Origin of the sequence: Pseudomonas sp. KU43P (assembly GCF_033095865.1) — a bacterium.
Taxonomy (GTDB): Bacteria; Pseudomonadota; Gammaproteobacteria; order Pseudomonadales; family Pseudomonadaceae; genus Aquipseudomonas.
The window spans coordinates 2,092,446-2,118,919 of the sequence record NZ_AP019365.1; the positions used below are offsets into that span (position 1 = coordinate 2,092,446).

Annotated in this window: 25 protein-coding genes; 10 read left to right on the top strand and 15 right to left on the bottom strand. The window is 64.4% G+C overall.

Going from position 1 to position 26,474, the window contains the following annotated elements; translation table 11 throughout:
• Positions 1-38 precede the first annotated feature (38 nt).
• A complete protein-coding gene (locus tag KU43P_RS09455; RefSeq protein WP_317662542.1) occupies positions 39-464 on the bottom strand; it encodes a hypothetical protein in 426 nt (141 codons plus the stop codon).
• A gap of 249 nt (positions 465-713) precedes the next feature.
• Between KU43P_RS09455 and KU43P_RS09460 the strand changes: the two genes are divergently transcribed.
• On the top strand, positions 714-1,016 hold the full coding sequence (locus tag KU43P_RS09460; protein ID WP_110744700.1) for a hypothetical protein: 303 nt from the start codon (positions 714-716) through the stop codon (positions 1,014-1,016).
• Between the two features lie 3 nt (positions 1,017-1,019).
• On the opposite strand, the gene KU43P_RS09465 is transcribed toward KU43P_RS09460, so the two are convergent.
• Positions 1,020-2,264, bottom strand: a complete 1,245-nt coding sequence (locus KU43P_RS09465) for an aspartate aminotransferase family protein (RefSeq protein WP_317662543.1) — start codon at positions 2,262-2,264, stop codon at positions 1,020-1,022.
• Positions 2,265-2,424: 160 nt separating this feature from the next.
• On the bottom strand, positions 2,425-3,321 hold the full coding sequence (gene gcvA, locus KU43P_RS09470; protein WP_317662544.1) for a transcriptional regulator GcvA: 897 nt from the start codon (positions 3,319-3,321) through the stop codon (positions 2,425-2,427).
• A 254-nt stretch (positions 3,322-3,575) separates the two neighbouring features.
• On the opposite strand from gcvA, the gene KU43P_RS09475 reads away from it, so the two are divergent.
• From KU43P_RS09475 to KU43P_RS09495, 5 genes are all read left to right on the top strand, one after another.
• Positions 3,576-4,958 carry an amino acid permease gene (locus tag KU43P_RS09475; protein WP_317662545.1) on the top strand — a complete coding sequence of 461 codons (1,383 nt, stop codon included), beginning with the start codon at positions 3,576-3,578 and terminating at the stop codon, positions 4,956-4,958.
• 57 nt (positions 4,959-5,015) lie between these two features.
• Positions 5,016-5,513 (top strand): PaaI family thioesterase, encoded by a 498-nt coding sequence (locus KU43P_RS09480; RefSeq protein ID WP_317662546.1) that lies wholly within the window; start codon positions 5,016-5,018, stop codon positions 5,511-5,513.
• Between the two features lie 278 nt (positions 5,514-5,791).
• The gene (locus KU43P_RS09485; protein WP_317662548.1) at positions 5,792-6,187 is read left to right on the top strand and encodes a DUF4398 domain-containing protein; all 396 of its coding nucleotides are present in this window, start codon (positions 5,792-5,794) and stop codon (positions 6,185-6,187) included.
• Between the two features lie 11 nt (positions 6,188-6,198).
• Positions 6,199-6,972: an OmpA family protein gene (locus KU43P_RS09490; RefSeq protein WP_317662550.1), complete on the top strand. Its 774-nt coding sequence runs from the start codon at positions 6,199-6,201 to the stop codon at positions 6,970-6,972.
• A gap of 109 nt (positions 6,973-7,081) precedes the next feature.
• On the top strand, positions 7,082-7,777 hold the full coding sequence (locus tag KU43P_RS09495) for a glutathione S-transferase N-terminal domain-containing protein (protein ID WP_317662552.1): 696 nt from the start codon (positions 7,082-7,084) through the stop codon (positions 7,775-7,777).
• An 89-nt stretch (positions 7,778-7,866) separates the two neighbouring features.
• Here the strand turns inward: KU43P_RS09495 and KU43P_RS09500 are convergent, their stop codons facing one another.
• Positions 7,867-9,483: an inorganic phosphate transporter gene (locus KU43P_RS09500; protein WP_317662553.1), complete on the bottom strand. Its 1,617-nt coding sequence runs from the start codon at positions 9,481-9,483 to the stop codon at positions 7,867-7,869.
• Between the two features lie 128 nt (positions 9,484-9,611).
• Here KU43P_RS09500 and KU43P_RS09505 point away from each other — a divergent pair, with 128 nt between their 5' ends.
• Entirely contained in the window at positions 9,612-9,998 is a 387-nt protein-coding gene (locus tag KU43P_RS09505; RefSeq protein ID WP_317662555.1) for a DUF488 domain-containing protein, read from the top strand.
• The gene (locus KU43P_RS09510) at positions 9,988-10,419 is read left to right on the top strand and encodes a GNAT family N-acetyltransferase (protein ID WP_317662557.1); all 432 of its coding nucleotides are present in this window, start codon (positions 9,988-9,990) and stop codon (positions 10,417-10,419) included. The genes KU43P_RS09505 and KU43P_RS09510 overlap by 11 nt, the downstream gene beginning before the upstream one ends.
• 117 nt (positions 10,420-10,536) lie before the next feature.
• Here the strand turns inward: KU43P_RS09510 and KU43P_RS09515 are convergent, their stop codons facing one another.
• The 11 genes from KU43P_RS09515 to KU43P_RS09565 form a co-directional block, all read right to left on the bottom strand.
• Complete coding sequence (locus KU43P_RS09515) at positions 10,537-11,991, bottom strand: right-handed parallel beta-helix repeat-containing protein (RefSeq protein ID WP_317662559.1); 1,455 nt, start codon at positions 11,989-11,991, stop codon at positions 10,537-10,539.
• A gap of 3 nt (positions 11,992-11,994) precedes the next feature.
• Entirely contained in the window at positions 11,995-13,200 is a 1,206-nt protein-coding gene (locus KU43P_RS09520) for a polysaccharide lyase (protein WP_317662560.1), read from the bottom strand.
• Positions 13,191-14,591 carry an alginate O-acetyltransferase AlgX-related protein gene (locus KU43P_RS09525; RefSeq protein ID WP_317662562.1) on the bottom strand — a complete coding sequence of 467 codons (1,401 nt, stop codon included), beginning with the start codon at positions 14,589-14,591 and terminating at the stop codon, positions 13,191-13,193. The genes KU43P_RS09520 and KU43P_RS09525 overlap by 10 nt, the downstream gene beginning before the upstream one ends.
• Before the next feature lie 28 nt (positions 14,592-14,619).
• Entirely contained in the window at positions 14,620-15,249 is a 630-nt protein-coding gene (locus KU43P_RS09530) for an alginate O-acetyltransferase AlgF (protein ID WP_317662564.1), read from the bottom strand.
• A gap of 18 nt (positions 15,250-15,267) precedes the next feature.
• Positions 15,268-16,362 (bottom strand): alginate O-acetyltransferase, encoded by a 1,095-nt coding sequence (locus tag KU43P_RS09535; RefSeq protein ID WP_317662566.1) that lies wholly within the window; start codon positions 16,360-16,362, stop codon positions 15,268-15,270.
• 9 nt (positions 16,363-16,371) lie between these two features.
• Positions 16,372-17,799, bottom strand: coding sequence for an MBOAT family O-acyltransferase (locus KU43P_RS09540; protein WP_317662568.1), 1,428 nt, complete (start codon positions 17,797-17,799; stop codon positions 16,372-16,374).
• 14 nt (positions 17,800-17,813) lie between these two features.
• On the bottom strand, positions 17,814-19,268 hold the full coding sequence (locus KU43P_RS09545; protein ID WP_317662570.1) for an alginate export family protein: 1,455 nt from the start codon (positions 19,266-19,268) through the stop codon (positions 17,814-17,816).
• Entirely contained in the window at positions 19,265-20,716 is a 1,452-nt protein-coding gene (locus KU43P_RS09550; RefSeq protein WP_317662572.1) for a sel1 repeat family protein, read from the bottom strand. Before KU43P_RS09550 ends, KU43P_RS09545 begins: the two co-directional genes overlap by 4 nt.
• 18 nt (positions 20,717-20,734) lie before the next feature.
• Positions 20,735-21,898 (bottom strand): PilZ domain-containing protein, encoded by a 1,164-nt coding sequence (locus KU43P_RS09555; protein WP_317662574.1) that lies wholly within the window; start codon positions 21,896-21,898, stop codon positions 20,735-20,737.
• Between the two features lie 16 nt (positions 21,899-21,914).
• Positions 21,915-23,444, bottom strand: a complete 1,530-nt coding sequence (locus KU43P_RS09560; protein ID WP_317662576.1) for a glycosyltransferase — start codon at positions 23,442-23,444, stop codon at positions 21,915-21,917.
• Between the two features lie 88 nt (positions 23,445-23,532).
• Positions 23,533-24,840, bottom strand: coding sequence for a nucleotide sugar dehydrogenase (locus tag KU43P_RS09565; RefSeq protein ID WP_317662577.1), 1,308 nt, complete (start codon positions 24,838-24,840; stop codon positions 23,533-23,535).
• A gap of 537 nt (positions 24,841-25,377) precedes the next feature.
• Here KU43P_RS09565 and KU43P_RS09570 point away from each other — a divergent pair.
• Positions 25,378-25,767: a helix-turn-helix domain-containing protein gene (locus KU43P_RS09570; RefSeq protein ID WP_317662578.1), complete on the top strand. Its 390-nt coding sequence runs from the start codon at positions 25,378-25,380 to the stop codon at positions 25,765-25,767.
• A gap of 63 nt (positions 25,768-25,830) precedes the next feature.
• Positions 25,831-26,469 carry a UvrY/SirA/GacA family response regulator transcription factor gene (uvrY, locus tag KU43P_RS09575; RefSeq protein WP_317662579.1) on the top strand — a complete coding sequence of 213 codons (639 nt, stop codon included), beginning with the start codon at positions 25,831-25,833 and terminating at the stop codon, positions 26,467-26,469.
• The last annotated feature ends 5 nt before the right edge of the window (positions 26,470-26,474 follow it).

The following is a 26,474-nucleotide window of genomic DNA, read 5'->3' on the forward strand; positions in this document are numbered from 1 at the left end:
GTAGCAGAGCGGGAGAATCCTGCTTTACCGCCGGGCCGTCAGTCGGCCTGGGCTTGCAGCAGCCAATGGCCTTCCACGTCACGGGCCAGGCCGCTGGCCGTCAGCAGGGCCAGCAGGCGCTCGTGCAGGGCGGCGTCGGTGAAGGTCTTGAGCGTGGCCAGGTCGAGGGTGCCGGCCAGGGTCAGCTCGGCCTTGGTGTACGACAGCCAGGCTTTTTTCAGTGCTTGTGCCACATCGCTGCCAGCGGTGCTGGCGAAGCGGCGGTGCCAGCTGCGGCCTTCGAAGGTGAAGGTGTGCAGGTGGCTGTAGGTGCTTTCGTCAGCGCCCTCAACGCAGCGGTGGCAGCGGCATGGGCCTTCGCCGAAGGCAGTGCGCAGGTAGCTGTTGAAGTCCACGACGGGCTTGAGGGTCAGGCGTTTGTCGACCTCGAACAGGTCGGCGATCAGGGGTTCTTCGGCGCTCACTCGGTGTCCTCGTGTGGTGTGGCGTGCATCGGCGGGCACCCTACCAGATCGGGGCGGGGGAGGCCATGTGGTTGTGGCCGGGCAGGCCCGGCCTGAGCGCCGGCAAGCCGGCTCCCACAGGGATCGCCATTGTTGACCCGACCGGTGTGGGAGCCGGCTTGCCGGCGATAAGGATGGTAGAGACAACCAGGCACGGCTGCCGTACTCTACGCGCCCCCAAGCCTACATCCGACACCGAGGTAACCCCGCTTGAGCAACAAGTACCCGTACACCGCCACCGTGACCATCAGCGCCGAAGACCGTGGCGGCGATACCGAGGCCTCCGAGAACCCCAGCATGCGTGTCGGCCTCGAAGCGGTGACCGAAACCCTGAAAAAGGTGCATTTCGTCGGTACGCTCGCAGCGCCCGAGAAACCCGCTACGCACATCTGCGTGACCCTGGAGAACGGCCTGACCTACTACGGCCCGATCGTCAACGGCCACGCCGAACTCGAAGGCGGTTGGATCGCCTTCGAATCCGACATGCTCACCCCCGAAGAACTGGGCCTGTAAGCCTCAGCCCAGCGCCGCCAGGCACTGCTCGAGGATATCCAGGCCTTCCTCGAGCACCTCGGCCTCGATGGTCAGTGGCGCCAGTAGGCGGATGATGTGCCGCGCCTTGCCACTGGGCATCAACAGCAACCCCTTGGCCCGCGCCGCGTCCATTACCTTGGTCAGTTGCGCCGGAGCTGGGCTGCCGTCGGCATTGACGAACTCGATCCCGCGCATGGCGCCAATTCCGGTCAACCGGCCGATGAACGGGTAGGTGCCTTGCCAGCGTGTCACGCGGCGGACGATCGCCTGCTCCTGACGCTCGCCCCAGGTGGCGAGATTCTCATCGCTCATCTGCGCAAGGCTCGCCAGGGCGGCCGCGCAGGCGATCGGGTTGCCCGAGTAGGTGCCCCCCAGCCCGCCTTTGGGCAGGGCCGACATCAGTTCCTGGCGCCCGACCACCGCCCCCAGTGGCATGCCGCCGGCGATGCTCTTTGCCACCAGCAGCAGATCAGGCTCGATCCCAAGCCGCGGGAAGGCGAAGCGCTGGCTGGTGCGGCCGAAGCCTGACTGGATCTCGTCGATGATGATCAGTATCCCGTGCTCGTCGCAGAAGCGGCGCAGGGCTTGGGCGAACGCCGGGTCGAGGGCGAGGAAGCCGCCTTCGCCCTGCACCGGTTCGAAAATGAATGCTGCCACGTCCTCCACGGCCAGTTCGACGTTGAACAGCCGCTCCAGGGCCTTGAGCGCCTGCTCGCAGGTCACGCCGGTGTCGGCGCTGGGGTAGGGCAGGTGGTAGACCGGGCCGGGCAGTTCACCCACCCGTTGCTTGTAGGGGGCGACCTTGCCGTTGAGGTTCAGGGTGGCCAGGGTGCGGCCATGGAACCCGCCGTCGAAAGCGATGATGGCGCGCTTGCCGGTGGCGGCGCGGGCAACTTTCAGGGCGTTTTCCGCCGCTTCCGCGCCACTGTTGGTGAGCATGCCGGCCAACGGGTAGCTGACCGGGACGAATTCGCGCAGGCGCTCCATCAGCGCCAGGTACGGGCCATGGGGGGCTGCGTTGAAGGCGTAGTGGGTCAGGCGCGTGGCTTGAGTTTGAATGGCCTCGACCACGGCCGGGTTGCAATGGCCCAGGTTGAGCACGCCGATACCGCCGACGAAGTCGATGTAACGTTTGCCGTTGGTGTCCCAGACTTCGGCATTGCGGCCATGGGAAAGTGTGATCGGATGAACGATGGCAATGGATTGGCTGATACTTTCCTGGTTCATGGGGCACGCAGACCTTGTTCGAGTTTTTAATATCGAAGCGCGCCCGGGCATTATTCCGCAAACGAATTATTTGATTGCGATCATTCCATGGATTCGTGATCTTCCTGCGCGGGCTTGTATGAATCCGCTCTTGCAAGTGCGGGGGCCAGAACGGCCGCCTTCAATCCCCCTCAGCCACTCGCTCCCGAATCCACTGCACGAAGGCCCTGACCTTCGGCACCTCCGCCGCATGCTCGGCATGGGCGATGAAGTGCCGCCCATTGCTTGCCACCGGGTGATCCCAGGCCACCACCAGCTTGCCTTCGCTCAGCTCCTCGGCCACCAGGTAGCGCGGGATCAGGGCAATACCGCAACCGGCAATGGCCGCGCGAATGCACAGGTAGAACGTGTCGAAGCGCGGCCCGTGGTAACTGTTCTGGCTATGCAGGCCCAGGCCGAGAAACCACTCGTGCCAGGCCTCCGGGCGCGACGCGCACTGCAGCAGGCGGTGCTCGGTCAGTGCCTGGGCACTGTCGAAACGGTGGCTGGCGCGCAGTTGCGGCGCACACACCGGCACCACTTCCTCGCTGAACAGCTCGATGCAGGTCGCCCCCGGCCAGGTGCCCTGGCCGAAGAAAAAGGCGATGTCGGCCTTGGCCTGCACCAGATCGAACGGTTCCAGTTCGTTGCGGATGTCCAGGTGGATACGCGGGTGGCGATCGCCAAAGCCCTTGAGCCTGGGCACCAGCCAGCGCGCGCCGAAGGTCGGCTGGGTGGCGATGCGCAGCACTTCGGTCTCGTCGCCGTAGCTGAGGATGTAGCGGCTGGACATGTCGATCTGGGTAAGGATCTTGTTCACTTCAGTCAGGTACAGGGCGCCTGCGGGAGTCAGGTGCAGGCGCCGTCGAATGCGCTGGAACAGGGAATGGGCAAGCATCTCCTCCAGTTGCGCAACCTGCTTGCTCACGGCGCTCTGGGTCAGGTGCAACTCCTGCGCCGCGCGGGTGAAGCTGAGGTGGCGGGCGGCGGCTTCGAAGCACTGCAAGGCGGTGGTGGAGGGCATCAGGCGTTTGGACATGGCAAGGGTTTACCGAGCAAAAAAGGAAGGAGTTCATTCCTGAATGGAATCATGTGCTTCGAAAAGGTCGTTTGTTGACCCGCGCCTATAGATTAATACTGACCTCGATCAACGATTACAACCGGTGATGCAAAGAGGAGGCAAGTGCGCGACCGGCAACTTCAGAACAAGAAAAAAGAGCAAGACACCTACAAGAATTCTGCTCCAACTTTTTCAGCCGTCCGTGTGGCGGCCGACCCATTCGAGGGTTCTCCATGGCTTCGCTAGACAACAACAAACAGCGTTCCTTGCAGCACGGCCTGACGTCGCGTCAGGTGTCCATGATTTCCATTGCCGGCATCATCGGTGCCGGCCTGTTCATTGGCTCGTCCAACGCCATCGCGACCGCCGGCCCGGCCATTCTCATCTCCTACGCCATGACCGGCCTGCTGGTGCTGCTGGTGATGCGCATGCTCGGCGAAATGGCCATCGCCAACCCCAACAGCGGCTCGTTCTCCACCTATGCCAGCGAAGCCATCGGCCCCTGGGCGGGCTTTACCATCGGCTGGCTGTACTGGTGGTTCTGGGTACTGATCATTCCGGTCGAGGCCATCGCCGGCGCGGATATCCTGCACGCCTACTTCCCTGGCGTGCCGTCCTGGCTGTTCGCCTTCCTGATCATGTTCCTGCTGTCGGGCACCAACCTGGTCAGCGTGAAGAACTTCGGTGCATTCGAGTACTGGTTCGCCCTGGTCAAGGTAGTGGCCATCATCGCCTTCATCGTGGTCTGCAGCCTGGCGGTGTTCGGCGTCTGGCCGCTGGCCGAGGTGTCCGGCGTGAGCCGCCTGTGGGACAACGGCGGGTTCATGCCCAACGGCTTCGGCACCGTGCTCGGTGGCGTGCTGATCACTATCTTCTCGTTCTTCGGCGCCGAGATCGTGACCATCGCCGCCGATGAAACCGCCAACCCGAAAGACAAGATCCGCCGCGCCACTAACCTGGTGGTGTACCGCATCGCGATCTTCTACCTGGCGTCGATCTTCCTGGTGGTGTCGCTGGTGGCCTGGAACGACCCGGGGCTCAAAGCGGTGGGCTCGTTCCAGCGTGTGCTGGAAGTGCTCAACGTGCCGGGTGCCAAGCTGCTGGTCGACCTGGTGGTGCTGGTGGCGGTGACCAGTTGCATGAACTCCGGCCTCTATACCGCTTCGCGGATGCTGTATTCACTGGGTGCGCGTGGCCAGGCGCTGAGCATGACCAAACGGATTTCCGGCGCAGGTGTACCGACCGTGGCCGTGCTCCTGTCGACCCTGGCAGGCTTCGTCGGTTGCTTCGTCAACTATGTCTTCCCCGGCAAGGTGTTCGGCTTCCTGCTGTCCACCACCGGCGCGATCGCCTTGCTGGTGTACCTGGTCATCGCCGTGTCGCAACTGCGCATGCGTGCCCGCGCCGACCGCGAAGGGCGGCCGCTGGAGCTCAAGATGTGGCTGTTCCCGTGGCTGACCTGGCTGGTGATCGGCACCATCGTGATGGTGTTGGGCTACATGCTGTTCAGCGATGCCTACCGTTACGAAACATTGATGACGGCCGGGGTAACGCTGTTCATCCTTCTGGTTGCGCTGACCCAGAAGGGTGGCAAGGTGGTTGCGCAGACGGCTTGAGCTTTCTGATCTAATGGGGGTGTTGCGCGCCCCCATTCCAACAAGCACAGGAAGCGTATGAACGAACACACACTTTCCCTCCAGGCCCTGGCCGCCCCCGAGGGCACCTGCTACGGCTGCGGTTGCTCCCACCCCAGCGGCCTGCATCTGCAAAGCCACTGGGACAGCGACGGTATCCACCTGCTGTGCCGGCACAACCCCGACAGCACGTTCATCGGCTGGCCCGGCCTGGTCTACGGCGGCCTGCTGGCGATGCTGGTCGACTGCCACTCCAACTGGACGGCCATGGCCTACCACTACCGCGCCGAGGGCCGCGAGCCCGGCACCCTGCCGCGTATCGATTGCGTCACCGGCAGCCTGGGCCTGAACTACCTCAAGCCCACGCCCATGGGCGTCGAGTTGCTGCTCAAGGCGCGCGTGGAAGGTGAAGTGGGGCGCAAGACCCGCGTGCTGTGCGAGGTCTGGGCCGGCGATGTGCTGACTGTCAGCGCCGACTCGGTATTCGTCCGGGTGGATACCGAAAAGCTTAAGCTCAAGGCCCATGGTCAAGCCTGACCGCATGCTCTGAAGCGCACTATTGTTGAATAATCCTGAGTGTTTCAGGGTACAAATCCTATATGGATAGCTCTTCTCTCCGACTAGTCTGGCGGCGTTTTCACTACAAGAAGCCCAGGATGTTCACTGTTCCCCGCAAATCCGTACCTCTCCCGGCCTGCTGACGCGGCCGGGGCTCTCACGAACGTCCTGGGTCAATCCACCCTCTGCAATGACACTCCGGCCACGGCGGTAGCTGTGTGCCCGGCTTGTCGCAGGCGCATACAAGGAGATCCTTCATGCGTGCCAGATTCACTAGCAAAGCCCTGTCTACCACCGGGTTGTTGTTGCTGCTCGGCGGTTGCGCCGGCGCCGTCGTGCCCAGCGAACAGATCGAGCTGACCCGCAGCGCGGTCAACCGTGCCGTGTCTGCCGATGCCACCCAGTACGCACCGGTCGAGATGCGCGCCGCCCAGGACAAACTCGCCGCCATGGACCGCGCACTTGGCCAGCAAGACCTGAAACAGGTGCGCGCCCTGGCCGAGCTGGCCGAGGCGGATGCGCGCCTTGCCGAACGCAAGGCGCTGGCCGCCAAGAACCAGGAACAGCTGGAGATCGCCCGCAAGGGGATCGAAGTGCTCAGGCAGGAAATGCTCGATGCACCGGACAGCAACCCTGCCAACACTGCTCAATAAAGGCACCGAACATGTCCAAACGCTATCTGCATTCCACTGTTGCCGTGGTCGGCCTGCTGTTGGCCGGCTGCAGCACGACGCCGGAAAACGCCACGCTGCTCGAAGCGCGTGAATCGTATTCGCTGCTGCAAAGCAAGCCACAATCCGCTCGCATCGCTGCCCTGGAAACCCAGGAGGCCTACGTCGCCCTGGGCAAGGCTGAAGTCGCCTCGCTGAAGGATCGCCGCTCGGCCGAGGTCGAACAATTGGCCTACCTGGCCCAGCGCAAGATCGAAACCGCCGAGCAAACCATCGTGCTACGCCAGGCGGAAAAAGACCTGCAGGGCATCGAGGCGCAGCGTACCCAGGCCCGCCTGGACGTGCGTACCGCCCAGCTCAAGGCCCTGCAGTCGCTCAAGGCCAAGCAGACCGAGCGCGGCATGGTGGTGACCTTCGGTGATGTCCTGTTCGACACCGGGCGCGCCGAGCTGCGCAGTGCGAACCATCGGAATATCCAGCAACTGGCTGGCTACCTGCAGGCCAACCCGGAACGTAGGGTGCTGGTGGAAGGATTCACCGACTCGACCGGCAGCGATGCCTTGAACCAGCAGCTGTCCGAGCGCCGCGCCGCTTCGGTGGCCAACGCCCTGCGTCGCCAGGGTGTCGCCGCCGAGCGCATCACCAGCGCGGGTTACGGCAAGGAGTACCCGGTGGCGAGCAATGACGATGCGCAATCGCGTCAGCTCAACCGCCGGGTCGAGGTGATCATTTCGCAAGGTGCCGAGACGGTGGCGCCACGCTTCTGACCCTGGCCAAGGCGCGGCGCCCAGCCGCGCCTTCGGTCGTTTTCATCGAGGTGGTCAAACCCCGCTGTTGTCCCTAAAGTGGTCACTTCCACTCTTCCAGGGACCGAGCATGACCGATCTCAGCGCATTCCCCATCACCCGCAAATGGCCCGCGCAGCACCCCGAGCGCCTGCAGCTGTATTCGTTGCCCACGCCCAATGGCGTGAAGGTGTCGATCATGCTGGAGGAGATCGGCCTGGCCTATGAGCCGCACAAGGTCAGCTTCGACAGCGACGACCAGATGAGCCCGGAATTCATCTCCCTCAGCGCCAACAACAAGATCCCGGCGATTCTCGACCCCAACGGGCCGGGCGGCCAACCGCTGCCGCTGTTCGAGTCGGGGGCGATCCTGCAGTACCTGGCCGAAAAGAGCGGGAAACTGCTGAGCCAGGACCCCGCCACCCGTTACCAGACTATTCAGTGGCTGATGTTCCAGATGGGCGGCATCGGGCCGATGTTCGGCCAGGTCGGCTTCTTCCACTTCTTTGCCGGCAAGGAATACGAAGACAAGCGCCCCCGTGACCGTTACGTCAACGAATCGAAGCGCCTGCTGGGTGTGCTGGATCGGCATTTGAAGGGCAGGGAGTGGATGGTCGACGAGTACAGCATTGCCGACATCGCCATCTTCCCCTGGGTGCGCAACCTGGTGGAGCGTTACAACGCGCGGGATTTGGTGGGGTTCGATGCGTTCCAGGAAGTGCAGCGCGTACTGGCCAATTTCCTCGAGCGGCCAGCGGTGCAGCGTGGCCTGAAAATTCCGGGTTGAAGGCAGGTCTGGCCCTATCGCCGGCAAGCCGGCTCCCACGCGATCGGTGTGGGAGCCGGCTTGCCGGCGATAGGGCCAGCCCCGTCAGCTCAAAAAATCTGGTTGAGCAGCCAGTACAGGCTCCCCGCCAACAGCATCGCCGCCGGCAAGGTCAGCACCCAGGCCATCAGCAGGTTGATCAGCGTGCGCTTCTGAATCCCCGAACCATTGGCAACCATGGTCCCGGCCACGCCGGAACTCAGCACATGGGTGGTCGATACCGGTAACCCGAACATGTCCGCCGCGCCGATGGTGCACATCGCCACCACTTCGGCCGAAGCGCCCTGGGCATAGCTCAGGTGGGTTTTGCCGATCTTCTCGCCCACCGTCACCACGATGCGCCGCCAGCCAACCATGGTGCCCAGCCCCAGGGCGATGGCCACGGCCACCTTGACCCACAACGGGATGTAGCGGGTGGCGTCGTCCAGTTGAGTCTTGAACAGTTGCAGGTGGCTGCGGGTATCGGCATCGAAGGTCACCAGCTGGTTCTTCTCCATCAGGCGGATCGCTTCGCTGGTCAGGTACATGTCGTTGCGCACGTTGGCCATGGCTTCGGCCGGCACGCGCTTGAGCGAGCCATAGCCTTTGACTTCTTCGCCGATCATGCCGGTCAGCGAGGCGAGGGCAGGTACCAGTTGCGGGGCGGCCTTGGGCTCGGAGATGAAGGCGGTCAGCACCAGGCGCGGGTCACCGGGCAACGGGGTTGGGTCGGTGCGCACCAAGGCTTGTCGGGTGACCTCGGCGACGGCGGAAAACTGCAGCGCCTGCTCGCTGGGCATGGTCTTGTTCAGTGCGTAGGCCATCGGCAGGGTACCGACCAGGATCAGCATGATCAGGCCCATGCCTTTTTGCCCATCGTTGGAGCCGTGGGCGAACGACACCCCGGTGCAGGTCAGGATCAGTACGCCCCGTATCCACCACGGTGGCGGCGTGCGGCCTTCAGGCGCCTGGTACAACGCCTTGCGCTTGAGCAGTGCCCGCAGGGAAAGCAGCAGCAGGGCCGCGCAGGCAAAGCCGATCAGCGGCGAGAACAGCAGGGCATAGCCGACCTTGCTGGCCTGGCTCCAGTCCACCCCGCTGGTGCCGTCACGCCCGTGCATCAGGGCGTTGGCCACGCCCACGCCGATGATCGAGCCGATCAGCGTATGCGAAGAGGACGCCGGCAAGCCCAGCCACCAGGTGCCGAGGTTCCAGATGATTGCGGCCAGCAGCAAGGCGAAGACCATGGCAAACCCTGCCGTGGAGCCCACCTTCAGGATCAACTCCACCGGCAGCAGGGCAATGATGCCGAACGCTACCGCGCCGCTGGAAAGCAGCACGCCAAGGAAGTTGCACAGCCCTGACCAGACCACCGCCACCGGCGCCGGCAACGAGTGGGTATAAATCACCGTGGCCACTGCATTGGCGGTATCGTGGAAGCCATTGACGAATTCGAAGCCCAGGGCGATCAACAGCGCCAGGCCCAGCAGCAGAAACGGCGTGACCGTGGTGATCACGGTGCCGCTGGCACTGACGTCTTGCTTGAGGCTCCAGGCGGTGTAGGCGATGCCGGCCATGAGCAGGCCGAAGAACAGAAATAAGGTGGCGCGCCCGGGTTTGTGCGAGAGCTGCGGGCGGGAATCGCGGTGGGCCAGTTGCGGCTGGCTGGCCAATGACGGGGTTGCCATGGTGGCTCCGAGTGGCTTCAGGCGAAGATGCCGAAGGCTGTCAGCATAGGAACAAATCCTTACCGGGACGTGACCTCGGTCAATGAATTACCTAGGCTCAAGACGAGTGGTAAAGGCAGGAGAACCCCATGATTCGCTGCAAGCGCGTCTATGACGCGGTCGACCAAGGCGATGGCCAGCGTGTGCTGGTCGACCGCCTGTGGCCGCGCAACAAACGCAAGGACGCGTTGCAGGGTGCGTGGTTGCGCGAGGTGGCGCCGTCGGCGCAATTGCGCAAGGCGTTTCACCTGGGTGAGGTGGACTTCAGCGGTTTCACCCAGCGCTATCGGCAGGAGTTGGCGGCGCACCCCGAGCATTGGTACCCGCTGCTGGACCTGATGGCCAAGGGTGACCTGACCCTGCTGTATGCCGGCAAGGATACCGAGCACAACAATGCCCAGGTGCTGGCCGCGTGGCTCGAAGAGGAATGGGAGCGGCGGGGGCCGGGCAGTTCGCCGGTGTGTTATGCCCCTTGAACTCAAACCCGCCAGCGAGCGGGATTGCACCTTTGCCCGGGGCCTTACGCGCCGGGCGATGCTGCCTTATTACCGCGAGTTCGATCTGCTGTGGATCGAGGAGGCGTTCGACCAGGCGTGGAGCTGGCGCGAGCAGTGGCTGATCGTTGACGGAGAGAGCGTGCTGGGCTTTTGCAGCCTCAGTCAGGATCGCCAGGCGCTGTTCATCCGGGAGCTGCACCTGGTGCCGGAGCAGCGTGGGCGCGGGGTGGGCAGTTGGGTGCTGGAGCAACTGGCGTGTTGGGCTGGGCAGCGGCGCTTGCCTTTGCTGAGGTTGATGGTGTTCAAGAGCAACCCGGCGCGGCGTCTGTACCTGCGCCATGGGTTTGTCGAGATGGGGGAGGATGACTGTTTCGTGCGCATGCAGCGGCGAATCATCTGATCTGTTCGGCCCCATCGCCGGCAAGCCGGCTCCCACAAGGGATTGCAGCGTCGACACGACCGGTGTGGGAGCCGGCTTGCCGGCGATAGGGCCAGAACAATCACCGCAAGAGGTGTCTCACTGCTGCTGCACCCGCACCGTCCCACCCTGGCCCACAGTCGCTTCCAGCAACTGCCCCTGCAACGGCAACAGATCACCGATCAACAGGTTCTGCAGCAACGGCTTGCCCTCATAGCGGTTCGCCCCCAGCACCACATCCCGCACCCCCTCCACCCGCACCAGTGCCTTGCCCACCTGGCCCAGGCGGTTGCCGCTGAGCACCAGCGGCCCCGGCAGCGGCGTTGAGTTGCGCACGCTCACGGCATATTCCGAGGTATTGCCGATGCGGTTGTCGAGCAACGCCACGGCGCCCACCTCGCTGGCATCCACCGCGCTGCCCTGGCTGCTGGCCAGCAGGTTGTCGTCGATCACCAGTGGTGCCGCCACGCTTGGCGCCAGGTTGCGCAATTGAATGCCATTGCCGCGGCTGTCGCCAATACGGTTACTTGCCAGCAACACCGCCCCCTGCTGTTCGCTGACCTCGATGGCCGCCTTGGCTGCACCAAGGATCAGGTTGCCTTCCACCCACGCACGGGTCTGCCCGCGCAGGCGCACGCCGCTGTTGTTGTCGATGCCGCGCAGCTGGTTGCCCTGCAGCTTGAGCTGGCTGTCGCGCACGTCGATGGCGTACTGCTGCGACTGCTCGAACTGGCTGGTGCTGATGGTCGCCTGGCTGTGCTGCAACTCTACTGCGCTGGACATCTCGCTGAAGTGGCTGTCACGGATGATCACCGTGGCCAGGCGTGTGCCTGCCGCCTGCTGGGCGCTCAGGGCGGTGGTCAGGCCGCGCGAGAGGTTGGCGTTGTAACCCAGGCGCTTGAGGGTCGAGCCGAGCACTTGGGTATGGCTGCCGGCCCAGGCCACCACGAACGGCCGCCAGGCGCGTTCGGTGGCGCTGGGCTGGTCGCCGGCCATGCTTTCCAGGTTCGACTGGTTGAGCCCCAGCCAGCCCTGATTGATCAGCGCCGTGCCGGAATAGCTCGACAGGTACAGGCTGGTGCCTTCGATCAGCAAACCGGCATCGGCACCGATCAGCAACGGATAGCTGAGCAGGTAGCCGTCCTTGTAGCGCTTGAGGATGCGCGGGTCGTCGAGCGCATCGTGCAGTTGCGCCAGGGTGATGCTGCCGCCACGCAGCTGTACCACTTGCGGGTGGTGCGCCTGGTAACCGGCAATGGCACGGAACAGGCCGTTGTTGACGAAGGGCTCGAACGGCCAGCTACCGGCCTGGGCCGAGAACATCGGTTGCAAGCTGACGCTGGCGCGGCCTGCCGGGCGCGGGCGTTCGCCTTGCTGGAAGGCTACTGCCTGGCGCACCTGCTGGCGCAACTGGTCGACCTTGAGCTGGCGCTGGTCCTGGGGCAGTGCGGTAACCGATGCGTTGACCGGCAGCGTCTGGCTGGCGGCATGGGCGGTGCCGGCCAGGCACAGGGCGGCCAGGCAGGTAACGGAAAAGCGGGCGAGGGCGGCCATGGGTCAGCTCCTTGATCCGGGCAGGGGCGAATAGAAGGGTTTGAGCGGGCCACCGAGCTGGCTGTAGTTGTCCACCTCGCCGTCTTCGCTGTCGTACAGCTGGCGCGCCAGAGCATGGTGCGGGTTGCGCTGCAGGAACGGGATCAGCCAGGCCAGCTTGTAGGGCGCCACCTCCGTCTGTGACTGGCCCTTGAGTTCGGGCAGCTCATCCGGGGCGAGCACGCTGCGGGCGGCGAAGTTGGCCAGCAGGTCGAGGGTGTGCTGGTCGTCGGCGCTCCACGGCAGGCCGTTGGCCCGCGCCGATTCGGCCAGCAGCACCAGCGGCACCAGGGCGTACTGGCTGTAGGTGGCGGCCAGCTTGCTGCGGGCCACCTCCAGCGGCAGGTAGGCATAACTGCCGTCGCTGCTGCGCACGGCCTGGGCGAGGCCCCGGCGCAGGTTGCCGTCTGCCCACTGGATGAAGTCGTCGCGGCCCACCAGCATGCCCGCGGCGGCCACGGCCCAGGCGGCCCAATAGTCGTGGTTGTTGAAGTAAACACCGCTGGCCGTGCGGCGCGGGTCGTATTCGGCGATCACCCGTTCACCCAGGCGGGTGAACCAGGTTTTTTGCGCGGGGCTCAGTTGCAGCTTGCCGTCGCTGGCGGCCTGGGTCAGCAGCACGCTGCCGGCCATGGCCGCCAGCGCCCATTTGCGCGCGGCCATGCCGGTGCCGCTGGCGTCGGGGTTGAGCAGGGCGCCGGCTTCGGCCCAGCGCTGCAGCCACTGGTCCTGGCAGGCCAGGGCCATGTTGGCTTCCTGGGGTTTGCTGGCGCGCTGGAAGTGCTTGCTGGCGTAGATCAGGCCGCCGACGAACTGCTTGACCTGCTTGCCGATGCGTTCGCTGTCGGCGTCAGGGCTGCTGCGCAGGGTCGACTTGCTGGCGTCGCGCTGGTCGTACTTGCTTTGCAGGTGCAGGGCGCCGGTATAGGGCGCGGGGGGCTCCCGGGTGCAGGACAGGGTGCGGTAGTCGGCGATCATCGCCGACTGTGGCGTGCTGTGGGGGGGCCAGATGGATTGGGCGGCGTGGGCTTGGGGGGCCAGCAGGGCGATAGCCAGCCAAAGCGGGGCCGCTTTGCGGCCCATCGCTGGCAAGCCAGCTCCCACACTCATCGCGTGGGCGCTGGAGATCCCTGTGGGAGCCGGCTTGCCGGCGATGGGGGTCACAGACACAGTCGAGTCTCCACATCGGTAGCCGCAGCCCCCGCCTTGGTCGGCTCCATGAACACCGACAACAAGTTGGCCCCTGCAAACGCTGGGTCCTTGCTCAGCTCCAGGTAGTACTGCCCCCCGGTCACCGCCGCCTCACGGCGGAACCACACCTTGTCCCGCGCCCCGTTGTCGTAATAAACGATGATGTAGAAGTCCTTGACGTTCTTGTCACTCAGGCGAATGTCGAGAAACCCCTTCGAACCGCTCAGCGACTGCCGCCCACTGCCGGCATTGCTCAACAGCTCGATCCGCTCGCCCACCTTCAGCGCCGGGCGTTGCAGTTTCGACCCCAGCACTTCCCTGGACGCCGAACACCCCCCCTGCACCGCAGGCACCAGTTGGCGGTACATCAGCGGCGAGTCGAGCCGGTAGTTGGCCGGCAGCTCCCAGACGATCAGCTTGGGCGGTGCCTTGGGTTTGTAGTCGCTCGACAGCAGGTACTCCAGCAACGAGCCATCCTCGCCAACCCCCGGCAACGCATAGTTGAGGATGTCCACCCCAAGGTACTGCTTCAGGTAGCCATCGAAGTTGAACTGCTTGCTCTCGTCCTCACGGGCCGCTGCGTTACTGTCGCCGACCAAGATCACCTCGGGGTCGGGCGCTTCGTCGAACAGCGCATCGGCGCCAGCGGCCTCGGGGATGGTCTGATAGCCGCGCACGTACTGGAAACCATAGTTGTTGCCACAGATGTAGCTCAGCGCCAGGTTCAGCGTACCGTCCTTGGGCACCATCACCCCGGGTTCGGTGCGGTAGGCCTTCCTGGCCAACCCGGCGTAGAACGGTTGCCGGCGGATTTCATCGGCCATCAGCCTGGCGGTGGCCTCGGCACCGTGGGGCGTCCAGTGGTGGTCGCGGCGGAAGAAGTACTCGTCCTTGGGCGGCTGCTGCACCAGTTGCATCATCGGCGCCACCACCGCGCCACCCTGGCGAAGCTGCCCCAGGTAGGCGCCCAGGTTGCTGCTGGCGCGGGCGTAGTCGAAGCCGTGCAGTTGGCCGGGCAGCAGCTTGTCACGGTGCATCAGCCCGCGGGTCGGCTGGATCGCCATGGCCACATGGATGCCCTGGCGCTCGAAGGCCTGCATCAGGCGGGCGAACTCCGGGCGCATGGGGGCAGGGATGCCAAAGTCGTTGGTCAGGTCGACCATCGAGCGGAACAGCCAGCGGTCCTTGCCGGGCACGATCTCGCGCATCAGCTTCATGCGCCCTTCGCCATAGCGTTGCGGGTCGCTCAGCGCCGGGCAGACCATGCATTGCAGGTTTTCACAGCCGGCCTTGCCCGCCGGGGCGGCCTGCCCGGACAGGCTCAGCAACGTCATGGCCAGGCCGAGGGCGGAGGTTAGAAGCGTCTTCATGTGCCATTCATCCTTGCAGCGTGGGGCGTCACTCGGTGGGGTCGATGCTGTTGGCCAGGGTCATGCTGCGGTTGCCCGGCAGCAGCACATAGCTGTAGGAGCGGCCCTTCTTGAGGAACTGCTCGTCGAAGCTGGCGACCTTGGTGTCCTGGGCGTAGGCGGCGAAGTCGATCTTGATCTCGTTGACCATGCGCGTGCCGGTCTGGCCGTTGCCCAGCGGTGCGACCACTTCGTGCTTGCCATCGGAAGTCTTCAACGCAGTCTGGGTCGGGGTCAGGTTGTAGAAGGCGATCTGGGCCTTTTTCGGCTCGTTGACATACTTGTCGCTGATCAGGGTCAGTTGCTTGCCATCGAAGATCACGGTGCTGGCGGCATTGGCCTTGAGCTGCGGCTCGATGGCCTTGCTGCCCACGGCGATCTTGTGCGGGCCGGCGGGGGTGAAGCGGTAGCCGCTGATCTGGCCGGCAGCGACCCGCTGCGGGTTGACCTTGCCGCTGAGGGTCACGTCGATGTTGCTGTCGGACAGGTTCAGCACGCGCACGAAGGCCGAGTCGGCCGGGGCCACGGCGTCGTACAGGTCGGCGTTGCCCTCGGCGGCCAGGGTGGCGTGGCTGGCGGTGGCCAGGGCGATGGCAGCGAACAGGTGGGTCAGTTTCATCAGGTTCTCCATGATTCGTCAGAAATGTTGGGGTGTGGCGCTGTGGCTGAGTGAACCGGGCCGGTGGGCGAGCAGGGTGCGCAGGGGGAATTCCCAGACCACGGTGTCGATCTGCGCGTTGGCCAACTGGTCGCTGGCCAGGAACTGGTTCATCGCCTCGAAGGGGCCACGGGCTTCCACGGCGATGCTCAACAGGTCACGGTTGAGCGCCTCCTTGAGAAAGCCGACGAAATTCCAGTCGTCGATCTTGCTGTAGCTGGTGCCTACCAGCAGCAGGCTCTGCTCCTGCTCGGCGAACAGGTCGTCGGCCTTCTGCTCGGCCTTGAGGGTTTCGTACAGGGCGATCGGGTTGGGGCCGTATTGCGGTGCCAGGCGGGCGTGGTCGAACTGGAGGTAGTTCATCAGGTCGCCCTTGACGCTCTTCTCGCCGGCCTTGTGCGACACGTACACCTGATCACCGAGCAACTGCGGGCGCTGGCGCGCCAGCTCGTAGGCCGACAGCCGCGCGCCTTCCGGGCTCCAGTGGGTGTCGGACTTGAGGAACAGTTGTGGGCCGTTGAGGTTGGCGAGGAAGGCAGAACGCAGCGGTACCACGTCCAGCTGGCGGCTCTGCAGCTCACCGACAAAGCGGTCGTAGAGGCTGCTCACCCGTGGGTCGAAGGCCTGTTGGGCATGGGCCGCGTACACGTCCAGCTTCATCGGCAACGGCAGGATCACCAGCTGCTTGCCATGCTCGGCCAGTTGCGCCTGCACCTTGGTAATCTGCGCGAGCTGGCTGGCCAGGTTGGCGTCCAGGTCGTAGGGCACGCGGTACTCCTGGTTGGTGTAGAGCCAACCCTCCTTGCCCAGCACCACGCCCTTGGTGCCTTCGCCGAACAGGTGGAACTGGGCATCGGCCCACAGCTCCACCGAAGGGTCACGCAGGAAGAAACGCTTGTCGTAGGCCTGTTCGAACTTGCGCAGCAGTTTGCCGTCGACGAACAGGTTCCAGGTGTCGGTCGAGGTGCGGGCGAAGCTCACCACCGGCGGCAGCGAGTAGATGAACATCGCCCCCAGCACCAGGGCGAAGATCAGGCCGTTGGCCTTGCTGGCCGTGTTCATTACTGGGTACATGGCCGTCTCCTAGAACTGGAAATACAGGAAGGGCGAGAAGGAATTGGCCGCCAGGCTGCTCAGCGCCAACAAAAAGCCACCCCACAGCAGCACGCTGTTCAGCGCGCCGACATGGCGCATGAAATAGCCTTGCTTGTTGCCCGCGTAGAAGCGCACGTTGTTGATCCCGGCCAGCACCAGCCAGGCCAGTGCCACCAGGGCGAAGGCCATGGCCATCTTCGAGGCGCCGAGCACGTACAGCTGCAGCGAGCCGAAGCCGTTGAAGCCGAACAGTGCTTGGTAGATGTCGAGGCTGTGGCGCAGGTCCATGGTGAAGAACAGCGGCATGCTCAGCACGATCAGCACGGCGGTGCGCAGGTTGCGGCCCAAGTGGTAGGGCGTGGTGACCTTGGTCGCCAGGCCGAACTTGCGCTCGATGACCATGCCGATACCGAAGAACAGCCCCCAGCAGATGAAGGCGAAGCTTGCCCCGTGCCAAAGGCCCGACAGCAGCATGGTCCAGACCAGCGCCGGCAGCGCCCCGGCCACGCGCTTGCGCACCAGCGGCATGTACACGTAGTCACGCAGAAAATGCGCCAGCGTCATGTGCCAGCGCGCCCAGAACTCGGTGATGCTCTGGGACACATACGGCTGGTTGAAGTTTTCCGGGAAGCGGAAGCCCATCATCAATGCAAGGCCCAGGGCCATGTGGCTGTAGCCGGCGAAGTCGAAATACAGCTGCAGGGTGGAAATCACCAGGCCGAACCAGGCGTCGCTGAACTGCAACGCGCCCTCGCTGACGAACAGCACGTTGATCGGCGCCAGGCGGTCGGCAATCAGCACCTTCATGATGAAGCCGAGCATGAAGCGGCATACGCCCAGCGAGAACAGCTCCAGGGAATGGTTGCGTTCACGCAGCTGCGGGGCCAGCTGGCTGTAGCGCAGGATCGGCCCGGCCACCAGGTGCGGGAACAACGCCACGAAGGCGGCGAAGTCGATGAAGCTGCGAGTGGGCGTGGCGTCCTTGCGGTAGATGTCGACGATGTAGCTCAGGGCATGGAACACGTAGAACGAAATGCCCAGCGGCAGGAAGATGTTCTCCAGCGTCCAGGTGTTGATGCCCAGCGGCGCCAGCAGCAGGGCCAGCACTTCGGCGCCGAAGTTGGCGTACTTGAAGTAGCCCAGGGTCGACAGGTTGCCGGCCACGCCGATCCACAGCAGGCGCAAGGCCCAGCGCTTGTCGCCGGCATCCAGGCGGGCTTTTATGCGCAGGCCGAAGGCGTAGTTCCAGTAGGTGATGCCGACGAACAGCAGCAGGAAGTCCGGCCGCCACCAGGCGTAGAAGATGTAGCTGGCGGCGACGATCACCGTCGAGCGCCACTGCGGCCTGGCCAGGAAGTACACGGCCAGGAACAGCGGCAGGTAGAGGAACAGGAACACGTTGGAGGCGAAGATCATGGCGGGGCCCGTCCTTAGTAACTGATCACCACGCCAACGCTCAGCTGGTAGTCGTCGCCGGTTGCCAATGCGCTGCCGGCATTGAGGTAACTGGCGCTGACCAGCGCGTTGACGTCCAGGTGCTTGCCGTCGATGGCCACCGGAAACATCTTCCAGTAGTAGTTGAGGTCGAGCATCTGCCCGACGTTGCGGCCATTGCCGTTGCTGCCCTGGGCGATGGCGCGGTTGCGTTCGGCGCGCTGGTCGCCGTTCATGCGGATCGGCAGGGTGCCGTCGGCGTCGCGCAGGTTCAGTTGGGTGACCCGCAGGTCCAGCGCGCTGCGCGGGGTGGGGCGGGTTTCCACGGCCAGGCCGTAGTAGCTCAGGTTGCGCAGGTCGAGGGCGACGAACGCGCTGGTCAGGCGGGTGCTGTAGGAGCCGCTGCGGGTGATGCGGTCGGACTGGATGGCGTTCAGCCGAAAGCCATCGTTCTCGTCGCCGGGCTTGTCGGTCAGGCCGCCGCGCAGGGCCAGGCGTGGCGTCCACGGCAGGCTGTCGAAACGCTTGCCGACTTCGCCCAGGGCTGCCCAGCCTTTGCTGCTGTGGCCGGTGGTGGTCTGGCCGTTGCCGTCGGTGTTGTCCATCTTGCCGTCCAGCGCCGCCAGTTCCAGGTGGTAATCGCTGAGTACCGGGTAGGCCAGGTTGTCGCCCTTGAAGAACAGCCCGTAGCGCATGCCCTTGAAGTCGTAGCGGTCGTCGGCGTCGTGGCCGCTGTGGTCGTTCTCGTGCATCAGGCGCACGCCGACCTGGTTGTTCGGGCTCCAGCGGTAGGCGTACTGGCCCATCAGGTAGGTGGTGCGCTCCTCGCTGTCGGCCAGGCGATTGACGTCGGTGTTGTAGTTGTGGAATTTCTGGCCGACGGCGAAGAACGCCTCGGAGAAGGTGTCCTGGTAGTTGAAACGCACCGATTCCAGGCTGTCGTCCCACCAGATGCCGTAGTCGTCGTAAAAGCGCTGGCGGCCCAGGGATGCCGAGAAGCGCGGGTCGTCGCCGATCAGGTTGCGCTTGACGTACAGCTCGCGCAGTTCGGCGTACCAGCCTTCTGGCTGTTCGCGTTCATTGGCGTTGCTGGCTTCGTTGGTCAGGTTGCTCGACTGGCTGGAGTCGTAGTTCAGCCACAGGCGGCCGTAGACCATCCATTTGGCCCAGCGCTTTTCCGGCGAGTACCAGGCGAACGATGGCTCATAGCGCAGGCTGTAGAACGATTCGCGGTCGCTGCCGACCTGGGAGTCCTCGGGGCCGTAGCCGGTCTGCACCGTGAGCTTGTTGAAGAACTCCGAAGTGATGACCGGCTCGCTGCCATCGGCCGCGGCGACGCGCACTGGCGCGTTGCTGTCGGCTTCGGGGCCGGTGATTTCTTCCGCCGCCAGGGCCGCTGGCAAGGGGGCCAGGGCCAGCAGGGCGCCGAACAGGGGGTGATGCGCTTTCACAGGGTGGCCTCCTTGAACAGTCCGTTGCGAGCAGCGAGGGCGCGCTCGATGTCATCCTTTGGCAAGGTCTTTTCCAGCCGCTTGAGCAGGCTGCGTGCACTGCGTTCGCCCAGGTCCAGGGCAACGCGGGCGTAGGCGTAGGCCTTGACCGGGTCATGGCACAGAGCTCGGCCATAGGCGTGCAACGTGGCCATGCGGTACCAGGCGGCGGTGTTGCCCTTGTCGGCTTCGGCCTGAAACAGGGCCAGGGCCTTTTCCTGGTCGGGCTGGTCTTCGACGCCCTTGCTGTAGTACTCGGCCTGCAGCAGGCCGGCACCGGGGTAGCCGCTGGCACGCAGTTCCTCGATCAAGCTGCGGGCCTTGTCCGGGTTCAGGGTCAGCCAGTTGTTGACCATGTAGAACTGCGCCTGCAGGGCCTTGGCCCGGGTCGGCTCGCGCTCGCGCACCTGGTCGATCAGCGCCTGGGTTTCCTCGGCGTTGTGCTCGGTGGGGTTGGAGATCATGTAGTTGGCCTTGGACACCATGGCCGGCACGAAGCCGCGGGCCACGGCCACGTCGCGCCAGCGTTGCACCCGTGCGCTGGCCAGGTTCAGGGCATCGTCCTGGGCCTTGTCGCGGGCCAGTTGCTCGGGGCTGGGCGGCAGCTTTTCGAGCGTGCTGGTGGCCGCCTGGCGCTCGTAGCGGTCGGCGTCCAGCTCGGCGCGCTGCACACTGGTGATGCTGTCGAGCAAGGCCGCGATGCGATGGACGATCTCCACCGGCAACTGCTCGCGCTGCGCTTCGAGCTGGTCGGCGAAGGCTGGGAACAGCGCATCCTGGCGCTCGCCGAGGAAGGCGTAGTAGCGGTCGATGGCGCGTACATCCACTTGCACGGCCTGGCGGTACCAGTGCTCGGCGCCGGCGCGGTCGCCCTGGCGCTCGGCCAGCACCGCGTGGTACAGCTCGGGGCGGCAGCCGAGCAGGCAGGCGCGCTGGTACAACTCCAGCAGTTGTGCAGCCTGAGTGACCTCGACCAGCTCTGGATAGGCCAGGAATACCTCGAGGGTGGTGCTGGTATTGCGTGGGTCGAGGTTGGCCGGGTAGCGCGTCAGCGCCTGCGCCACCCAAGGCCGCTGCGCTTCACGCAGGCTGGGCGTGCGGTCGATCAGGCGCGCCAGCGAGGCCAGCGCCGGTACCAGGCCGTGGCCGTCGGCAAAGGCCTTGCGATACAGCGCCACCACCTCCGTGCGGCTGGCGTCGTCGCGCCCGGCCAGCACATCGCCCAGCAGCAGGGTGCTGGCCAGGTCGCCACGGGCCGCCAGCTCGCGCAGGTCGCGGGTGACCTCGGCGGAAGGGTCTTTGTACAGCGCGTAGCGGATCTGTTCCAGGCTCTGCCCGGCAGTGGCCGCGCTGGCGCAGGCCAGGGCGATGCTTGCCAGCAGCAGGCGGGAGGGCATGTTCACGCTCATGGGTCAGTCCTCGGCCAGTCAGCGCGCAGCGCCGAATGGCAGGCCCAGGTACAGGTCGACCGCCACTGCTTGCTGGTAGGCGTCGGCCGGCAGCGGGGTGTCCGGCTGGATGGTCAGTGCCAGGTTGCGGTTGGTTTCATCGACACGGGCATCGACCACCTTGCCGCTGAAGTGCCCATCGAGGCCGAACACCTGCATGTCCACCGATTTCACCCGGCCGACATCGGCGAGCTTGTCGAATGGCACATTGGCGCGTACGAACAGGCCCTGGTCCTTGGGCAGCAGGTGCATCAGCGGCGCTTGCTTGTAGCCGTAGCCGTCCAGCCGCTGAGCCGGGTAGTAGACCTGGCAGTCGCAGGGGCTGTTGATCACCGTTTCGATGGTGGCGCGGCCGAGCAGGGCTTGCAGGTCACCGGGCGCAAGGTCGGCCACGGCTTTCATGTCGGCCGGGCTGGTGAAGCTGGTGGCCAGTTGCGTGGAGATGTTCGCCAACGGCTGGCCGGCCTTCACTTCGCTGGCATCGGCGGGCAGCAGGTACTTCACGTAGCCGTTGTCGGGCATGCTGATGACCTGGGCATTGGCCGCCACCTGCGCCTGCACCGCGGGAATGCGGAAGAACAGCAGGTAGCCTTTGTAGCCGACGAAGGCCAGGGCCGCGACACCGGCGGCGGTGTACAGCAGGGTGCCGGTCAGCGCCTTGAGCCGCGCCCCCGGGGTGCGTGCGCTGGCGTACTTCTGCTTGCGTTCCTTGATGTAGTTCTCGCGCTGCATGACGTTGAACAGGCCGTTGATGTCGGCGATTTCGCCCGACATGTAGGCGCTGATCAGGTAGCGCAGGATGTCGCGTTTCTGCGCATCCAGTTCGACGAACTGCGCACCCACTTCGCTGCCGCGCTGGGAGACGATGCGCACCTTGCTGTCGATGCTCAGGTCGACCTGATTCAGGCGCAGGCGGATCGAGGCGTCGTACAGCGCGCCAACGGTCAGCGGCGCCTCGTGGCGCAGGCCCAGGCCACCGAGCGAGATGTCCTGCAAGGCCGTTTCGAACGGCGCCTGCCCGGCGCTGCTCAGGCGCACGCGGGCGTTCATCCGGGTGCGCACGTACTGGCGCTCGTCGATGGCCTCGTGGACGATGTTGGCCGCAGTCTTGCCCGGGGCCACGGGAATGTTCGTGCTACTCATGTGCAGGCGCCTTTCCTTAACGTTGCGTGAGTTCCAAGAGAACGGTGATGACCCCGAAGAAGATGGCGATCGAGGAGCACAGCATCGCCTTCGAGGACCAGCGGTTGAGGGTGGCGTCGAAGTCGACGCTACCGGTGGCCAGGGTGGTCTTCTGCCGCGTCCAGCTTTGCTGGTCCATGTGGAACATCGCGTAGACCTTCATCAGCGAACCGACGATCTGGTTGTAATAGAGAACGAAGGGGTACATCGGGCTGACCGGGTGGCCGGCGAAGACGAACAGCACGGTCACCAGGCTGCGCGAGATGAGTACCCAGAACAGGTACACCAGCAGGTACTGGATGCCGAACACCAGGCCGGCCACCACCGAGGCGGTCAGGCCCATCAGGCAGGTCCACATCGACACCCGTTGGTCGAGCAGCACATACAGGGTGAACAGCCCCAGCCGCGCGCGGCCGAGCAGGGCGGTGGCGCGGAAGTTCTGGCGCAGCGAGTTGCCGTACCAGCGGAACATCAGCTGGCGCGTGGCCACCCAGAAGCTGTCGCTGGGCGGGTGCTCGACGGTCAGGGTGTGGCTGTCGGGCACGTAGAAGGTGTCCCAGCCGGCGCGCATCAGGCTCAGCCAGCTCGACTTGTCGTCGCCGGTGAGGAACTGGAAACGGCCCAGGCGCCAGTGCTCGAGGAAGTCGGCCTCGACGTCACGGATGAACGCCGGGTCGATCATCACCGAGGCACGAAAGAACGACAGCCGCCCGGTCAGGGTCAGCACCCGGTGCGACAGCGCCATCGAGCACATGTTGATGTGCCGCTGGACGAAGCGCATCGAGTGCCACTGGCGCATCCAGCGGCTGCCCTCGACTTCGCAGAACTCGTTGGTGGTGAGGCCACCGACAGCCGGCAGCACGGCGAACAGTTTGACCGCACGCTCGACGCAGCCCGGCAGCATCATGGTGTCGCCATCGACCACGCCGACCACCGCGTCATCCAGCGGCATCTGCCGCGACAGCGCACGGAAGGCATGGGCCAGGCCATCGCGCTTGCCGGTGCCACGGGCGCGGACGATCACCAGCTTGATGTCGTCGCGGCCCTGGACCTCGTTGCGCATGATGTCCTTGATGAAGGTCTCGTCGCCTTTTTCCACGATCGAGGCGATCACCGTGCACGGTACCTTCAGCCGCTGCACCTCCTGGAACACCGACTGGTACACCTTGAAGGTGGTGTGGGTGGGGATGCGAAAGCTGGTCACTACCATGAACAGGTGCGACGGCAAGGCCGCATCGCCCATGCGCTCGACCCGCCGGCGCAGGCGTGGGAACTGCCAGTGCAGGAAGTACATGCCGCGCACGTAGTGGATGATGGCATTGCCATACCGCCACATGCCCAGGGTGCCGATGATGAAGATGAACAGGTGGTGGTTCGGGTCCAGATACTGCGGCGCGACCATCTCCGATGCCAGTGCGATCAGGCCGGCCAGGCACGCCCAGGCGAAGAAGCTGGCGCCTGCGCGCAAGTAGCCTGGTGCCACGAAGGGCGGTTGCTGTCGATCCATGTAGCCTTCACTCCTGTTTGCCGCCGCCCGCACAGCACCCGCACAGGCCGGGGCCTGTGGGGCGTTGTGCAGCAGTGCGGGGTGGCGTTTACCAGCAGATGCCCTGGGTACGGGCGTCGCTCACGCCCGGCATGAAACCGACCAGGTCGATCACCTGTTTGCCTTTGCCGGCACCCAGTGCTTGGGCAAAGCGCTCGTCGTTGTTGCCCAGGACGATCACATCGGCGTCATCGATCACCTGTTGCAGGTTGCTGTCGAGCAGCGACGAGACATGGGGGATCTTCGATTCGATGTAGTCGCGGTTGGCCCCGAACACGCGGGCGTATTCGACGTTGGCATCGAAGATGCGCAGCGCGTAGCCCTTGCCGATCAAGCGTTCGGCCAGCTCCACCAGGGGGCTTTCGCGCAGGTCGTCGGTGCCGGCCTTGAAGCTCAGGCCCAGCAGCGCGACCTTGCGTTTGTCCTGGCGCTCGATGAGGTCGAAGGCGTTCTGCACCTGGTTGCGGTTGCTGGCCATGATCGAGGCCAGCAGCGGGTGCTCGACGTCGAGTTGGCTGGCGCGGTAGGTGAGGGCGCGCACGTCCTTGGGCAGGCACGAACCGCCGAAGGCGAAGCCCGGGCGCAGGTAGTAGCGCGACAAGTTGAGCTTGAAGTCCTGGCAGACCACGTCCATCACGTCGCGGCCGTCCACGCCCGAGGCTTTGGCGATGTTGCCGATCTCGTTGGCGAAGCTGACCTTGGTGGCATGCCAGACGTTGCAGGTGTACTTGATCATCTCGGCGACTTCGATCGGTTTGCGGATGATCGGTGCGTCGAGGCCCTGGTACAGCGACTCGAGCAGGTCGCCCGAAGCCTTGTCCAGCTCACCGATCACCGTCATGGCCGGGAAGTCGTAGTCCTGGATAGCGGTGCTCTCGCGCAGGAATTCCGGGTTCACCGCCACACCGAAGTCGACGCCGGCACGTTTGCCGGAGGTTTCTTCCAGAATCGGGATGACCACGTTCTTCACGGTCCCGGGCAGCACGGTGCTGCGTACCACCACGGTGTGGCGGCTGCCCTTGTCGCGCAGGGCGGTGCCGATTTCACGGCACACCGCTTCCATGTAGACCAGGTCGAGGTCGCCATTTTTCTTGCTCGGCGTGCCGACGCACAGCAGCGACAGCTCGGTGGCGAGAATGGCGGCCTGCACGTCGGTGGTGCCGCGCAGGCGGCCCTGGCGCACGCCATCGAGCAGCAGCTGCTCCAGCCCCGGCTCGACGATGGGCGACTTGCCCTGGTTGATCAACTCGATTTTCGCCGGGGAGATATCCACCCCCAGCACATGATGACCGCGGGCCGACAGGCAACCCGCGCAGACCGCGCCGACATAGCCAAGTCCAAAGATACTGATGTTCATAGATCCCTCTCCCCAGGCGCGGCGAAGCCGGCCGAGATTGCACAGTTCACGTAGGTTTCGAATGGCAGACGCGCAGAAGTAAGCCGCGCTCAGAAGTGGCGTTACAGGCTGTTTCTTAGTGGTCTTTTTACAGACTAAATGCGTTTTTATTTTTATTGCAAGCGTAGATCTTTGCTTATTTTGAAATAACTTTGATTGTGCGTGTGAAAGTTAAAAAACTGTTTAAAATCAATAATTTAAAGTTGCTGTTAGTTGGGCGTCAAAAAACTGCTTTGTCGCGTTGTGTCGGCTAAATGGCGCCAGATCGATGGCGTTCAGCGTGGCTTAGCACTCGTCGCAGGACTTTTTGCAATCGCCTAAGTTGATATTTTTCATAATTAACAAGCGCTTCGTGTGGCTTATTCCAGTTTCACTGGTGGCCTAATACTGGCTTGCGACGGATGCCGACCAGGGGCATAGTGACCGCACAGTCTGCATCTGCGCACAGGATGGTGAGCAGGCCCCAATGACGGCAAAAAGGAAGAAGGAGAGCGTCATATGAACGGACTCGGTCCGCGACTGAGGGAAGAGCGCGAGCGGTTGGGCATGACCCAGCGGGTGTTTGGGGATATCGGTGGTGTCGAGCCCAATGCCCAGGGTAAATACGAAAGCGGCGAGCGCACGCCACGGGTCGACTACCTGGCGGCGCTGGCGGCCAAGGGGGTGGATGCCCTCTATGTGCTCAGCGGTGTGCGCACACCCGCGCCACTGCAGAGCCTGAGTGTGGATGAAAGCGGTTTGCTGGGTGCGTTCCGGCGCCTGTCGGCTGCAGACCAGGCCGCGTTGTGGCATTTGCTCGGGCGCCTGGTGGGCGAGGGGCGCAGTGGCCATGGCACGTGGCCTCGGCATCATGAGCGCCAGTCAGGTGTGACAGAAGTTTTACGCTAGGTCCGCTTTGAAAAATTTTGTTAAGGTGGCGGGATCCAATCGCCCTGTTGACGAGGTGTCTGCTTGATAAGGGTCCTAGTGGTCGACGATCACGATCTGGTGCGAACCGGTATTACACGCATGCTCGCCGACATCGATGGCCTGCAGGTGGTGGGTGAGGCGGATTCGGGTGAGTCGGCGCTGAAGCAGGCCCGAGAGCTCAAGCCGGACGTCGTGCTGATGGACGTGAAGATGCCTGGGATCGGCGGCCTGGAAGCCACCCGCAAGCTGTTGCGCAGCCACCCGGACACCAAAGTGGTGGCCGTCACCGTGTGCGAAGAAGACCCGTTCCCCACCCGCCTGATGCAGGCCGGGGCTGCTGGCTACCTGACCAAGGGCGCAGGCCTGGACGAGATGGTCCAGGCCATTCGCCTGGCGTTCGCCGGGCAACGCTACATCAGCCCGCAGATCGCCCAGCAGATGGCGCTCAAGTCGTTCCAGCCGCAAGGCTCGCCGTTCGATGCGTTGTCGGAGCGGGAAATCCAGATCGCCTTGATGATCGTCGGCTGTCAGAAAGTGCAGATCATCTCCGACAAGTTGTGTCTGTCGCCCAAGACCGTCAATACTTACCGTTATCGGATCTTCGAAAAACTCTCGGTCACCAGCGACGTCGAACTGACCTTGCTGGCCGTTCGCCACGGTATGGTCGACGCAAGCCTGTAAACCCT